The sequence below is a fragment of the Flavobacterium sp. Root901 genome, from assembly GCF_001429765.1.
Classification (GTDB): domain Bacteria; phylum Bacteroidota; class Bacteroidia; order Flavobacteriales; family Flavobacteriaceae; genus Flavobacterium.
Map to the genome: position 1 here is coordinate 313,648 of NZ_LMJB01000007.1, position 13,971 is coordinate 327,618.

The 13,971-nt window shown below is 34.2% G+C and carries 12 protein-coding genes; 1 reads left to right on the forward strand and 11 read right to left on the reverse strand.

The window, feature by feature from the left end; translation table 11 throughout:
• Nucleotides 1-32 precede the first annotated feature (32 nt).
• The 10 genes from ASE21_RS14600 to rhaT all read right to left on the reverse strand — a co-directional run bounded on the left by ASE21_RS14600 (nt 33) and on the right by rhaT (nt 11,918).
• Nucleotides 33-422 (reverse strand): helix-turn-helix transcriptional regulator, encoded by a 390-nt coding sequence (locus tag ASE21_RS14600; protein WP_057123423.1) that lies wholly within the window; start codon nt 420-422, stop codon nt 33-35.
• Between the two features lie 229 nt (nt 423-651).
• Nucleotides 652-1,059, reverse strand: coding sequence for a hypothetical protein (locus ASE21_RS14605; RefSeq protein WP_057123424.1), 408 nt, complete (start codon nt 1,057-1,059; stop codon nt 652-654).
• A gap of 425 nt (nt 1,060-1,484) precedes the next feature.
• Entirely contained in the window at nt 1,485-2,384 is a 900-nt protein-coding gene (locus tag ASE21_RS14610) for a carbohydrate kinase family protein (protein WP_057123425.1), read from the reverse strand.
• Nucleotides 2,385-2,562: 178 nt separating this feature from the next.
• Nucleotides 2,563-3,150, reverse strand: coding sequence for a lactate utilization protein C (locus ASE21_RS14615; protein ID WP_057123426.1), 588 nt, complete (start codon nt 3,148-3,150; stop codon nt 2,563-2,565).
• A complete protein-coding gene (locus ASE21_RS14620; protein WP_057123427.1) occupies nt 3,140-4,543 on the reverse strand; it encodes a lactate utilization protein B in 1,404 nt (467 codons plus the stop codon). Before ASE21_RS14620 ends, ASE21_RS14615 begins: the two co-directional genes overlap by 11 nt.
• Before the next feature lie 177 nt (nt 4,544-4,720).
• Nucleotides 4,721-5,461 (reverse strand): (Fe-S)-binding protein, encoded by a 741-nt coding sequence (locus tag ASE21_RS14625; protein ID WP_057123428.1) that lies wholly within the window; start codon nt 5,459-5,461, stop codon nt 4,721-4,723.
• A 143-nt stretch (nt 5,462-5,604) separates the two neighbouring features.
• A complete protein-coding gene (locus ASE21_RS14630) occupies nt 5,605-6,966 on the reverse strand; it encodes an FGGY-family carbohydrate kinase (protein ID WP_057123429.1) in 1,362 nt (453 codons plus the stop codon).
• 51 nt (nt 6,967-7,017) lie between these two features.
• Nucleotides 7,018-8,292: a TIM barrel protein gene (locus ASE21_RS14635; RefSeq protein WP_057123430.1), complete on the reverse strand. Its 1,275-nt coding sequence runs from the start codon at nt 8,290-8,292 to the stop codon at nt 7,018-7,020.
• A gap of 409 nt (nt 8,293-8,701) precedes the next feature.
• Entirely contained in the window at nt 8,702-10,843 is a 2,142-nt protein-coding gene (locus ASE21_RS14640; protein WP_057123431.1) for a bifunctional rhamnulose-1-phosphate aldolase/short-chain dehydrogenase, read from the reverse strand.
• 25 nt (nt 10,844-10,868) lie between these two features.
• On the reverse strand, nt 10,869-11,918 hold the full coding sequence (rhaT, locus tag ASE21_RS14645) for an L-rhamnose/proton symporter RhaT (RefSeq protein WP_057123432.1): 1,050 nt from the start codon (nt 11,916-11,918) through the stop codon (nt 10,869-10,871).
• Between the two features lie 379 nt (nt 11,919-12,297).
• On the opposite strand from rhaT, the gene ASE21_RS14650 reads away from it, so the two are divergent.
• The gene (locus ASE21_RS14650; protein WP_057123433.1) at nt 12,298-13,338 is read left to right on the forward strand and encodes a GntR family transcriptional regulator; all 1,041 of its coding nucleotides are present in this window, start codon (nt 12,298-12,300) and stop codon (nt 13,336-13,338) included.
• Nucleotides 13,339-13,519: 181 nt separating this feature from the next.
• Here the strand turns inward: ASE21_RS14650 and ASE21_RS14655 are convergent, their stop codons facing one another.
• Nucleotides 13,520-13,696 carry a histone H1 gene (locus ASE21_RS14655; RefSeq protein ID WP_012026201.1) on the reverse strand — a complete coding sequence of 59 codons (177 nt, stop codon included), beginning with the start codon at nt 13,694-13,696 and terminating at the stop codon, nt 13,520-13,522.
• Nucleotides 13,697-13,971 lie beyond the last annotated feature (275 nt).

The following is a 13,971-nucleotide window of genomic DNA, read 5'->3' on the forward strand; positions in this document are numbered from 1 at the left end:
TAAAAAACGAGGTCTTTTACACCTCGTTTTTTTTACAACTGACCAAATTTTCTTTTATATCGGTTTAGTTCTTCTTCTGTTTTACTTAAAAGTTTTTCCAGAAGTTTGATTTTATCTTCGTAAAGTTCTTTTAACGCTTCGTCATTATTCGAATTGATTAATATACTTCCGTTATTGCTGTTTCCTTTTACAGTGTTAATGTTGCTGAAGTATCTCTGACTGTCAAAACTGATAATATCTTCGACACTAACTTCTAAAATCCTGGCTATTTCTACTAATTTGACGTAGGATAAAATTGTTTTTCCTTTTTCAATTTTACTGTAGCCTGCCTGAGTGACACCAAGTTGATCTGCCATATATTCCTGAGTATAATTTTTTAACTCTCTAATGCTTCGTATTTTGTTTTTTATTGAAGTTGCCATAAGTTTGATTTGGGGAGGGCGTGTATAGCTGAAACAGCCGCAACTAACTTAGGGGGTTTTGCAGCTATTTTTGTTTATTTGGAATCAAAATTCTGTTTAATCGCAGGGTGATAAAACGCAATTTTTTATTTTTTTCTAATTATAATTATAAAACCATATACCAGAGCGACAACTATAAAGGCCAAATCGTTGTTTGAAATTTCATTTAACAGTTGATTCATTTTTATCTCTAGTTTTTTGTTCTTTCTATAATTCGCTGAAATTCTAAATTCAAATACTGATCTATTTGTTTTCCGATTAATGGCCGGTCTAAAGCATTGATTTTTACTTTAGTTTCTTTGTTGTAGATATCTTTTACGATCACAAAATAATCGAATTCGGTATTATTGTGAAACCGTGAGATAATGAGAAAGGTGTAGCAGAGTAAAGCCGGAATTACATAATATAATTCCATTAACTTTGTAAAAATCATGCAATAATAAGCTAATCCTGTAACAGCAATGAAAGAGCTGTTTTCAAAAAGATAGGTTTTCTTTCTTTTGAGCAGTCCGAGTTCTACAATTTCATTAAAATTGTACTGCCATTGTTTTGATCCGTACTGAAACTGTACCTGATCGTGAGTGAGGGAAATGAACATAATAATTAAAATTAAATCTCTTTAAAGAAAGCTTGGTGAGAGTGCTTTCTAAAAAATTGTTTTCGGCTTAAATGAATATATTTGGAGATACTGCAGTGGTCGGCAGCACATCGCTTCGCAATATTACGCATAATCACCTTTTTTTTCTTACAAACCAGCTTATAGAATATAACCAGAGGTTGTAATTCAATCTAATTATAAATTTTTCCTTATAGTTTTAAATGCGCATTATAGCGTTTTACTTATATAAAAAACAAGCAAAAAGCCACCCTTTTACGGAATGGCTTTCAAAATAATATTTTAAAATGTTTAAATCTTCGATTTCTGAATGTGTTGGTTTAACTATTTGTTGTTCCGTTAGACCAAACTCTTTGGAATATGTTTGTAATTTTTCTTTGCATCGAATGATAAATCCTAAAACTCATCTATCCTTTACTCATTAAATCCTCAATTTCAGATTCAGAAATTTTTGGATTTGCTCCTGGCGATGCAGCAACCAAAGCTCCTATTGCACAAGCATAATCTAAAGCTTCCTGCGGGTTTTTATTGGTAAGCAAAGAGGTAATTAAAGTGGCAAGAAAAGAATCTCCTGCTCCAACAGTATCTGCAACTACAATAGGATAACCATTATTTACATAAAAAGTTCCTTCCCATAAAAGCAGAGCGCCGTGTTTTCCTCTTGTTACACATATTCCTTTTACGTCTGCCAAAGAAGAAATAAAATTCATACATTCTTCTAAACTTTTATGCGGAAAGTGCAATGCTGATGCTATTTCTAAAATTTCTTCATCATTAAACTTTACAAAATCAGCAGATTTCATTAACTGCTCCAGAATTTCATACGAATAATGGGGTTTTCTTAAATTAACATCAAAAACTTTGTAAGCATTTGTATTGAGTAATTCTTCCAGTGATTGTCTTGAAACCTGATCTCTGCAAACCAAACTTCCATAAATCAAAACATCGGCTTGACTGATTAGTTCTCTTGCTGCATCATTTAATATAATTTTATCCCATGCCGACGGATATTTAATTTCATAAGTCGCTGAGCCGTTTTTATCTAAAGTAACATTTACCAATCCGGTCGGAAAATTTTCTGATGTTATAATCGCATCTGTTTCAAGTCCGAGGTTTTTTACAGTATCGATTATAATTTTTCCGTCTTCATCGTTTCCTACGCAGCTAATCATCGCAGCATCACAGCCTAATGTTTTCATTCTTAAAGCTACATTTAGCGGTGCGCCCCCTATCTTTTTTTCATTGTCAAAAACATCCCAAAGTACTTCTCCGTAAGCAATTGCTTTTAGGTTTTTTCCGTTTTTCATTCTAATTTCTTTTTATTATCCAGAAATATAAAAATAACGTTTTAATTATGGACTGCCTAAAATTTGGGATTTATATAACAATCGTTATTATCATGAAAATATCTCGGAGAGATTATATATCGGCAGCATTTTATCACACTTCGGAAATTTGTCTCGTAGGGACTGCATATTGCCTATATTAATCCAATAAAAAAACAATCAATCCTCTGGCGCCATGTGCTCCCAAAACCAATGATTGTTCAATATCTGCTGTTTTTGAAGGTCCGGCAATAAAAGTTCCGAAACCATATTCCTGATTCCCAATCTTTTCATAAGCCTGCTGCATCGTGCGTACAATATCGCTTTTATGTACAATAATCGCCAGATACTGGGCAATAAACGGAGAAACTCTTTGTCCTAAAATACTATCGGTTACCCAAAGCGCACTGTTTTCTGCTACTCCAAAATGAGCTTTAATAACCGTTAGTTCGACATCCTGAAGAGAATGCGGATCGGCGTTGTTCCAGTCTAATGAAGCAATTTCTGAAAGCTCCGGAAGCGTCGAAATAATTCTTTTCTCCAGATTATAACTTGATTTAATGTAATTTATGATTGCTGTATAATTTGATACTTCTACAGGATCACCGCCAATTCCTTTCAAAACCGTTTTATACATTTCAAGTGTATCAAAATTCTCGGAACCCAAAAGACTCAGATCCGGAAGTTCGGTAACCAAATCTGGCTGATTTAGTTTTATTCTGTTTAAAATTCTGGTTTTACTGCTCATTGTCTTTCGCTTTAGATTCTCTTGAATTTTTCTTGTACCATTCTCTAAAAGATTCCTCAGGAACGTCGGGCATTTCGCGTTGATCGTACCATTTATTCATTTTATTATTAACCATTACCGGAATATTTTTCATTACAAATCTTCCTGATTTTCCGGCAATATTAAAAATTTTTGGATTGGCTAATACTGCGGCCATAGTTTTCATGGCAATTGTTTTTGTTTTTGGCGTATAACCCTCTTTTACCAAAACCTGACGCCATTTATACAATTGATCGTGAATATCAATTTTAACCGGACAAACGTTAGTACAGGAACCGCAAAGTGTGCTTGCAAAAGGTAAATCAGCATTTTTGCTCATATCCAGATTTGGTGCCAATATAGAACCAATTGGCCCTGCAACGGCATTATGATAACTGTGTCCGCCGCTGCGTCTGTAAACGGGACAAGTGTTCATACACGCACCGCACCGAATGCATTTTAAGGAATTTCTAAAATCTTCTCTTCCTAACTGCTTGCTTCTGCCATTATCTACGATTACGATATGAAGTTCTTTTCCGTCTCTTGGTTTTTTAAAATGACTTGAAAAAGTGGTAATAGGCTGTCCTGTTGCGCTTCTTGCCAATAACCTTAAGAAAACACCTAAATGTTTACGCTGCGGAATCAGTTTTTCAAATCCCATACAAGCGATATGAACATCTGCTAAATGTGCCCCCATATCAGCATTCCCTTCGTTGGTGCATACTACAAATTCGCCCGTTTCAGCTATGGCAAAATTAACTCCGGTTAAAGCAATCTTACGCGTCAGAAATGTGTTTCGTAAACTATGACGCGCTGATTCTGTTAAATACTGCGGATTAAAATTTCCTTTTTCTGTTCCAAGATGCTCGTGAAAAGTTTCGCTTACATCTTCTTTTTTAAGGTGAATGGCCGGCAAAACAATATGGCTTGGCGGTTCTTTGCGCAGCTGTACAATATATTCACCTAAATCAGAATCGATCACTTCGATGCCTTTTTCAGCTAAATAATCATTTAAATGGCATTCTTCCGTAAGCATCGATTTTGATTTTACCATTTGCTTTATATCATGTTTTACCATGATTGAATGCACTATTTCGTTGTGCTCTTTTGCATCTGCCGCCCAATGTACAATGATTCCGTTTTTTTGGGCATTCGCTTCAAATTCAACTAAATAATCATGAATATTTGAAAGTACATTTGCTTTGATTCTTGAAGCTGTTTCTCGTAATAATTCCCAATCCGCAATTTGATGTGCCGATTTATCACGTTTCGCACGAACAAACCAAAGTGTTTCATCATGCCAGTTGACACGCTCTACGTCTTTGTTAAATTTTGCTGCGGCTTCGCTGTGCTGTATTATTTTTTCTGAAGACATCTTTTTTTATTTTTACCATTTAGGTATTAAGTAATTTAGCTAAGCTTTATGAGTTTAATTTCTTAATGGTTATAAGAAAATTAAGCTTAGTTAAAATCTCTTAAATCTCTTTTTATGTTACCACTAAATAATTCAAATCCAACTTTATGAACTTACTATCTTAATGGTAAAAAAAAATTAATTTTCGAGTGAATTTAATATTTCGGCAATGTGAATGGTTTTTATTCTGCTTTTCTGTCTTTTTAAAATTCCTTCCAAATGCATTAAGCACGACATATCACCGCCCGTAATATAATCGACATCATGACTTTCGTGGTCTTTAATTCGGTCTTGTCCCATTTTTACTGAAACGGCTTCTTCGGTAACGCAAAATGTACCTCCAAAACCGCAGCATTCATCTTTTCTTGTTAAAGAAACTAAATCAAGCCCTTTAATACTGTGCAGTAATTGTTCCGGTTTAGAGAAAAATGGTGCATTCAATTCAGACATCTGCGAAAGCTTTAATCCTCGTTGACCGTGGCAGCTTACATGCATTCCCACTTTAAAAGGAAAGCTTCCGTTAATGTGGTCTATTTTTAAAATATCGGTTATAAACTCTGTTAGTTCATAAACTCTATTTCTTATTTCCATCGCTTTTTCTTCCTGCTTTTCGTCATGCAAATGGTCTTTAATATGAAGGACACAACTTCCGGAAGGGCAGACAATGTAATCGAATCCGGAAAAATTAGCTATAAAATTGGTATCACAGCCTTTTGTTAAATGTGCATAACCGCTGTTTGCCATTGGCTGTCCGCAGCAGGTTTGCCCCATCGGAAAATGAACTTCACAGCCTAATTTCTGCAAAAGTTCGTATGCTGCTATACCCACTTTTGGATAAAACTGATCAACATAACACGGTATAAATAATCCGATTTTCATTTTTTATTATTTATTTTTAGCCCGCAGATCTGGCAGATTAAACAGATTTTTATTTCGTATTCACATTTTTATCTGCACAATCTGCCAAATCTGCGAGAAACAAAAATCCATTTTTAATTTTTAATTCTCAATTTTTAATTGTTCTAATGTTTGTAAAATTTCAAATCAATTAAGTCATTCTGAATTGGCTTGGGATTCCAGTTTTGATGAATCGCCAATGCAGCTCCTAAAGCACTTGCCTGCGCCATCGAAGCGGCATAAACTTCTACATCCGGAAAAGCCTCTGCCAATAAATTCATGAAAATGGAATTTTTACTAAAACCTCCGTCTACAAAAATCTTCTTTACAGGACTGTTATGAATGACTAAATTAGTTGAAAATACTTGTTGTTCTACCAAATCTAACATTAATTGATGGTAGGCCGTTTCGTAGCTTTTAAAAGTCGAAAGATCTCTTTCCTGAAAAGGACATTTTTTCAGAATATCAAAATTATACTTTTTAGGGTAAATAATTTGATAGTTTAAAGCCCGTAAATTAGAAACTACATTTTTATCAAAATAAACATCTTTGTAAATTTCTAAAGGAACTTTAAAATGTTCTGCCAGCCTTTTGGTTTGTATTTCGTGCTCATTGCCGGAAAAAAGCCTTGCTGCTTTTACAGGTTTTTCTGTGTACTGCAGATAACATAAGCAATCTTGCTGCAATTCATCAAAAGTTAAAGGTTTAGTATTGAAAGGATTTAAGGAAATACTCCAGGTTCCTGTCGATAACAAAACGAAAGGCTCGGTAAAGTTGATCGTATAAGGAATTATCGCCGATGAACTATCATGAAGACCTGTTCCTACTGCTAAACCTTCTTTGGTTTTTATAACATCTTTTCCATAATAAAATGGAGGAATTTTATTAGATATACCTTCATTTTTCAGCCACTTGTGGTATTTCATTTTTTTAAAATTCCAAAGATTGGTATGACAGCCAACACTTGTAATATCGGCGTAAGCTTCATTGGTCAACAGAAAACTCAGGAACTGCGGCAGATGAAGGCAGTATGACACCTGCTCAAACAAATCCGGTTTTTCTTCTTTTAATCTATAAATCTGCATTCCTGAATTTAAGCTTCCCAAAACCGGAGAAGCTGTTTTTACAGCAAATGTTTCTTTTCCTTTGTATTTATTATAAAAGTCGTTTTTTAAATCCTCCGGATAATCTTTTAAATAATTATACAGAGGAGTTAAAACTTTTCCTTTCTTATCAATGTAGACAAAACTAGCACCATACGTACTAAAATTAATGGCCTTTAAAACATAATTTGTTAAAGCTTTTATTTCTGATAAGCGCTCAAAAATCCAGTTTTTAAGTACTTCTATATCTTCGCAGGGAAAACCGTCTTCATCTACAGTTTCATCAAGATTGACTGATTTCTCCCAAACAATTCTATAGTTTTCATCAAACAGAAAAACCTTTTTGTTTGTTTTACCAATATCAAAAATTGCAACTACATTCATTTTTAATTATGAGTTGTGAGTTTAGTAATGGGTTATAAGTTATAACTCAATTTATAATCCAGTCGCGAATGTTTTTAATCCTCTTTCTCCAATTAAATTTTCTCTTACAGAAAGGTTTCTGTACAATTCAACCGGATTTAAAGCTGCTCCTGAACGTAAACGAGCTTCGGCAACAAGAGCTCGGACATCGGTACGGAATGCATTTTGAAGAATCTCCTGTGCTTTTACAACATCATTTTCTTCCTGTGCTTTTTCCAATGCTTTTCTGTCCACAGAAAGTGCCTGTGCATACGCAATCATAATGGCTTCAACAGATTGTAATAAATCTTCTAACGGATCTTTTATATTGTGCGAAGCGTCGATCATCCAGCCTAAATCTTTAGCATGGTTCATTCCTCTTGCGTCCATTCCTTCAACTAATTCATTAAAAATCAAGAATAACTGATAAGGCTTTAAAGCTCCGGCAGTTAAATCGTCATCACCATATTTTGAATCGTTAAAATGGAAACCGCCAAGTTTATTTTCCATTAATAATAATGAAACAATCTGTTCGATATTAGCATTTGGTAAATGATGCCCTAAATCGACTAAGGTTTGTGCTTTGTCTCCTAATTTTTTGACATACGAATAAGATTGTCCCCAGTCTGCAACTGTTGTCGAATAAAAGTTAGGTTCTGCACATTTATATTCTAAAAATAATTTCCAGTTTGAAGGTAATGCATCATAGATTTCTTCTAAACTTTCTAATGTATTTTGATATGCTTTTCTGAAATTTAACTGTCCAGGAAAATTAGAACCGTCAGCAAGCCAGACTGTTAAAGATTCAGATCCTAATTCAATTCCGTGTTTAATAACTTCGATATTGTGAGCAATTGCCTGTTTGCGAACTGCTTTATTTACGTTTTGCAGTGAACCGTACTTGTAGGTATGTTCTGAATTTGCCTGATCCTGAAACGTGTTGGAGTTCATGGCATCAAACTTTAAATGGTGCTGCGCTGCAAGTGTTTTTATTGCTTTGTAATCTTGCGGGATATCCCACGGAATATGAAGCGAAATGGCGCCTGAAGCATTGTTTAATTTATGAAGCAGACCCACATCTTCGATTTTTTCTTCAATTGAACGCGGTTCTCCGCCGCCGGCAAAGCGTCCGAATCTTGTTCCGCCTGTTCCTAATGCCCAAGATGGAATCGCTATTTGAAAATCGATTAATTTTTGAATAATCGATTCTGTATTATCAATTTCTGATGCTGTAAAAACTAATTTGTTCTGATGTTTTTTTAATAGATCTTCGTTATGAGATTCAATCTGGTTTGATGAGATTAACATAGTAATTTGGTATTTTAATAGAGTTTACAAGATATATATTTTTATACGATTGGTATTTTTTTTTAACACATAGAGTCATAGTTCTTCTTTGTGGATAAAGCCGTTTCAATTATTTTAACAAACATAGTTAGTTACTAAAAGCTGCTGATGTCCAGCTATGTGTTTAAATTTTCCTTGCAGATTTTGCAGATCAGGCAGATTTTTAATCTTGATCCTTATAATCTACTGGTAACATTTTTTACTAAACATAAAATTCATATAATCTGAACTCTTGTTTAAATTCACTTTTTTGATTTTTATAAGTATAAAAATGCTATGTCCAAAAAAAATCTAACGCTCGAAAAATCGAACGTTAGACCACAAAAAACCACTTTTGCTTAAACAAACTTATAAAAAACTTAAATAAATTTTATCGGTAAAAGCCCATTCCAACGCCGCCGTCTACGTTTAAAGCATTTCCTGTCGATTTGTTCAGGAAACCTCCAACAAACGCAAAACAAGCATTGGCGATATCATCCGGCAATATAATTTCATTTAATAACGTACGTTTTGCATAGTAAGCCGGTAACTCTTCCACTGTAATACCGTAAGCTTTTGCACGGCCTTCTGCCCATCCGCCGGACCAAATATTCGAATCGGAGATTACGGCATCCGGATTTACCGTGTTTACACGAATTTTATCTGCCCCTAATTCGGCAGCCATCAAACGTGTTAAATGTGCCTGAGCCGCTTTTGCCGAACCATAACCCGGATTATTCGGACCTGCAACAACTGCATTTTTAGAAACAATATTTACAATATCACCTCCAAAACCCTGCTTACGCATTATTTCGATTCCGGCTTTGGAAACAATAAATTGTCCTTTTACCAGAATATCGTATAATCTGTCCCACTCTTCCAGAGTATGTTCTGCAATAGATTTTGAAATACTGATCCCGGCGTTATTTACAATAATATCTGCACCTCCAAAAGCTAAACAAGCTTCATCAAATGCTTTTTCAGTACTTTTTTCGTCAGTAACATTTAATAAAGTACTCGAAACGGCATCTTTCCCAAATTCTTTAATAAACTCAGCTGCAGCTCCTTCTAAACGTTCTTCATTGATGTCATTGATCACTACACAAGCACCTTCCTGAGCAAATTTCCTCGCAATAGCTTTACCAATTCCACCGGCAGAGCCTGTAATAACGGCTATTCTTCCAGATAAAGCTTTTGGTTTTGGCATACGCTGTAATTTGGCTTCTTCTAATAACCAATATTCAATATCAAAAGCTTCCTGATGCGGCAGTGAAGTATATTCTGAAACTGCTTCTGCACCTTTCATTACATTTACAGCGTTGATATAATATTCTGATGCCAAACGTGCCATCGTTTTATCTTTTGCAAAAGTGAACATTCCTACTCCCGGATATAAAATCACAACAGGATTTGGGTCACGCATTGCAGGAGAATTTGATTTTCTGCAGGCATTATAATATTCTTTGTACATCGCACGATACGCTTCAAAAGCCGGAGCTAATTTTGCTTTAACTGCGTTTACATCTGATAGGTCTTCGTTTGGATCTAATTCTAAAACCAGCGGACTGATTTTAGTTCTCAAAAAGTGATCCGGACAAGACGTTCCTAACGGCGCTAATTTTGAAAGATCGTTTGAATTTATGAATTCTAAAACTCTTGCATCATCTGTATAATGACCAATCATCTGACGTTCTGAAGAACAGAAACCTCTTAAAATTGGAGCCACTTTTGCCGCTTTTAATCTGCGGTCTGCTTCCGGAAGACTGTCGATTTTTTTACCTCCAAAAACCGGACGTTTTTTTCCGTAGTTATCTTCTAAGTAAGAAGCGCATTTTTCAATTACTTCTAATGTATTGATGTAGCTTTCAAAAGCAGTATCTCCCCAGGTAAATAAACCATGCGAACCTAACATGATTCCGCGTAGTTGTTTCCCATTTTGGGCTGCTTCTTCTAAGCAGGCTCTTAATTGAAGCCCTAAGTCGAAGCCAGGACGCTGCCAGCCTACCCATCCAATTTCTCCGTCAAATAACTCTTGGGTAATTTTCTTTCCGTCTTTTGCGGCAGCGATTGCAATTGCTGCATCAGGATGTAAGTGATCAATATGTTTAAATGGTAAAAAACCATGCAAAGGCGTATCAATAGAAGGCGCTTTTGAAGACAGGTCGAAAATACAATGATTAAATAATTCTACCATTTCGTCTTCAAATTCAATTCCTCTGTAAACATTTTCAAGATTACGAAGTCTTTCCAAATACAAAGCTGCACATCCAGATTTTGTCAATGTACCAATATCTCCTCCGGAACCCTTAATCCACATTACTTCTGAACTTGCCCCCGTTAACGGATCTTTGTCTGTAATTTTTACAGAAGTATTTCCTCCCCCATAGTTTGTTAGTCTTAAATCGGCTCCTAAAAGGTTCGAACGATAAATGAAAAGCGCTACTTCATCACCAGCTAATGCTGCTGCCTTCGCATCATCCCAAAGGTAGCTTACATGCTTAAAATTCATATTTTTTGTATTTGTATTTGACATTGTTATCCTATATTTTTTTCAATATTTACAAAGAGTTTCCAATTCCGACCAAAACGATCGAAAACATAATTAATCCTATTCCCAAACAAAAAGTTCTAAATGTTTTTTGAGACACCCCAGTCCATTCTTTTAAATAAAATCCCCAGAAATTAGCTGTTAGTATAATTGTTGCCATGTGCAGGATCCATGAACTTGCGCCGTTGCCCAGTTTGCTTTCGCCCATTCCGTAAAAGAAAAACTGAAGAAACCACATTGTTCCTGCAAGTGCCGAGAAAAGAATGTTTCTTGTGATTGGTGTAGTTTTATTGGTATAATCGCCAATCGATTTGTTTTTGAAGTTCAGGTAAATACACCAGATAAAATTGGTGGTTAAGCCTCCCCAAAGTAAGACAATATAGGTGACATTATTCTGAAAAAGCGGATTGCATCCGTTAATAACAGCTTGTTCTGCCATTGGTTTTCCGGCTTCAATTCCGTAATTAAAAAAAGAACTCAGAATCCCTGAAATTACAGCTACAGTCAAACCTTTTGCCAAACTGAAATCTTTATCTTTATCTTCGTGACCTGTCGCAAAATCTTTCTCTTTCAGCATTCCTGCTTTTCCCGAAATTGCAATTCCGGTAAGGCAGACTGCTACTCCCAATAAAACCAACTGTCCGCCTGAATTTCCAAGCATGTCTGAAAATGAAATTTTACCTTCTGTCGGATTAAAATCATAATATATGGAAGGAACCAAAGCACCAAACGCAGAGCAAAATCCTAATGTAATTGAATTACCCAATGACATTCCCAAATAACGAACACCCAGGCCATAAGTAAGTCCTCCAATTCCCCAGATTAATCCCATCGAAAAAGTAAAAGCTTTAATGGCCGGAGAAGCTGTAATAATAATCTCAGTAAAATTTGGAATCGTTAAATAAGCGGCAACCGGCGGTACGATTAACCATGAAAAAAAACCACCAACAAGCCAGTAGCTTTCCCAGGACCAGTCTTTAACTTTTTTAAAAGGCATATAAAAACTACCTGAGGAAAATCCTCCTATAGAATGAAAAATGATTCCTAATAATGACTCCATTTAATAATTTGTTTGTGGTTAATTGTGATAGTTAATTTGGTTTTGTAAAATAATGTAATGTAAAAAACAAAACTGTCCTGTACTATCCTTTATGATTCGTGTATTTTTTGTTAAAAGTGCGAAGTAATAGCAAAGAACAAGCGAATTATATTGGAAAAATAAATTTAAAAAACCTATTTTAGCAATCGATTTCGTAATTATTATGTTCTCCGTTTGACATAACTGCCTGAAAATAAAGTAAGCCTTTATTTAATTTTAGTTTTTTGTAAGGAAAGTAATAAAATCAGTATATAAAGCGATTTTAAAGTCGTTTTTATAAAGTTATAATTAAAAAAATTTGTTCATTCCCAAATGTGAATCAAATTTGAAAAATACCAGCATGATTAAATTAATTAAAATAGACGAAGATTCGAGGGTTCCAAAATACAAACAGATTGTTGACTCGATTTTGCAGAATATTGCTAATGGAAATTTAAAAATCAATCAAAAAATTCCCTCGATAAACAGTTTCAGCGAAGAATTTTATATGTCGCGAGATACTGTCGAAAAAGCATATAATATTTTAAAAGAGCGAAAAATCATTTCGTCAATACGCGGAAAAGGATATTATATTACCCGGACTAAACTGGAATCTAAAGTCAATATTTTGTTTTTGTTTAATAAACTCAGTGCTTATAAAATGAAAACTTACAGTTCTTTTATTGACACTCTTGGCGCAAACGCACATACAGATCTTCATATTTACCATTGCGACGAAACATTGTTTTTAAATTTACTCGACAAGTTTGAAGGAGCTTACGATTATTATGTAATTACAACACATTTTAAAACAGATGAATTAAAACATTTAAGTTTTACAGATGAAGTTGCAAAAGCAATCCAGCGAATTCCTGAAGAAAAACTCGTTTTAATGGATAATATTAAATTAAATCACGAAGGTGAAATTATTAAAATATATCAGGATTTCGAAAACGACATTTACAATGCTTTAAAGGAAGGTTTAAGCAAAATTTCCAAATACAAGAGATTAATTCTGGTTTATCCTGATAAAGCGGTTTACCCGTATCCGAGGAGAATTCTGCACGGATTTCGAAAATTTTGTGTTGAACACGAAATCAATTTTGAGATTCTGAGTGAAGTTTATGATGACATGATTCTTAAAAAAGGTGATTTATTTATCACCATAGAAGAATCGGATCTTGTAAATTTGATGAAACAGATTCGCGATGAAGAATTTGTTTTAGGAAAAGATATTGGGGTTATTTCTTATAACGATACGCCTTTAAAAGAATTACTTGGCATTACAGTTATGTCTACTGATTTTAATATTATGGGCGAAACTGCGGCAAGAATGATCTTGAATAAAGAAAAAGGACAATTTAAGGTTCCGTTTAATTTTATTGACAGGAATTCGATTTAGAATTTAATCAAATGCGATTTTCTCTTATTTTATTATAATGAAAACCTCCAAAATTTAATTGAAGACTGGAGGTTTTTTTATTCCATTATCTATATTTAGCTTATTCACAAACTAAGATTCTGAGATAATAAGGAAGATTTGATATAAAAAAACCTCGTCGGATGACGAGGTTTTAATTGTATTATTTTTTTGATTCTTCGATAGAAACTTTTCTGAACTCTTTTAAAAGTTTTTCGATTTCTAAAGTAGCTTTACGTGCTCTTGGTCCTGCAGCTTTGATACCTTTTTCAGTTAAAGATTCAGCTTCTGCCTTGAATGTTTCAATTTCGGCGTTGATTTTTACTAATAGATCTTTCATGCTTATAATTATTAAATTAAGGCGCAAAAATAGAAGTTTGATTGGTAGTTACAACAAATTTGCTGTTAAAATTATCATTGTTTTTTGCAGTTTTACTTAACCTAAAATTTACTTCTCTTTTTTTCCAAAATCAGCTTCTCACAATAAACTATTAATCAGACAATTATTATCAAAATTTAATTTACTGATCTCTTGCAGTCATTTCTAAAAAGGCTTGTAAAAAAATCTAATGCAATTATAAAGTATAAGATTTTAGCTTAAAAAGGAAAAATTAT

Bases quoted from the DNA above. Each gene is read 5' to 3' on its own strand.
- ASE21_RS14635 (WP_057123430.1), bottom strand. From the start codon at position 8,292: ATGTTAATCTCATCAAACCAGATTGAATCTCATAACGAAGATCTATTA.
- ASE21_RS14600 (WP_057123423.1), bottom strand. From the start codon at position 422: ATGGCAACTTCAATAAAAAACAAAATACGAAGCATTAGAGAGTTAAAA.
- ASE21_RS14640 (WP_057123431.1), bottom strand. From the start codon at position 10,843: ATGTCAAATACAAATACAAAAAATATGAATTTTAAGCATGTAAGCTAC.
- rhaT (WP_057123432.1), bottom strand. From the start codon at position 11,918: ATGGAGTCATTATTAGGAATCATTTTTCATTCTATAGGAGGATTTTCC.
- ASE21_RS14625 (WP_057123428.1), bottom strand. From the start codon at position 5,461: ATGAAAATCGGATTATTTATACCGTGTTATGTTGATCAGTTTTATCCA.
- ASE21_RS14610 (WP_057123425.1), bottom strand. From the start codon at position 2,384: ATGAAAAACGGAAAAAACCTAAAAGCAATTGCTTACGGAGAAGTACTT.
- ASE21_RS14655 (WP_012026201.1), bottom strand. From the start codon at position 13,696: ATGAAAGATCTATTAGTAAAAATCAACGCCGAAATTGAAACATTCAAG.
- ASE21_RS14615 (WP_057123426.1), bottom strand. From the start codon at position 3,150: ATGAGCAGTAAAACCAGAATTTTAAACAGAATAAAACTAAATCAGCCA.
- ASE21_RS14650 (WP_057123433.1), top strand. From the start codon at position 12,298: ATGATTAAATTAATTAAAATAGACGAAGATTCGAGGGTTCCAAAATAC.
- ASE21_RS14630 (WP_057123429.1), bottom strand. From the start codon at position 6,966: ATGAATGTAGTTGCAATTTTTGATATTGGTAAAACAAACAAAAAGGTT.
- ASE21_RS14620 (WP_057123427.1), bottom strand. From the start codon at position 4,543: ATGTCTTCAGAAAAAATAATACAGCACAGCGAAGCCGCAGCAAAATTT.
- ASE21_RS14605 (WP_057123424.1), bottom strand. From the start codon at position 1,059: ATGTTCATTTCCCTCACTCACGATCAGGTACAGTTTCAGTACGGATCA.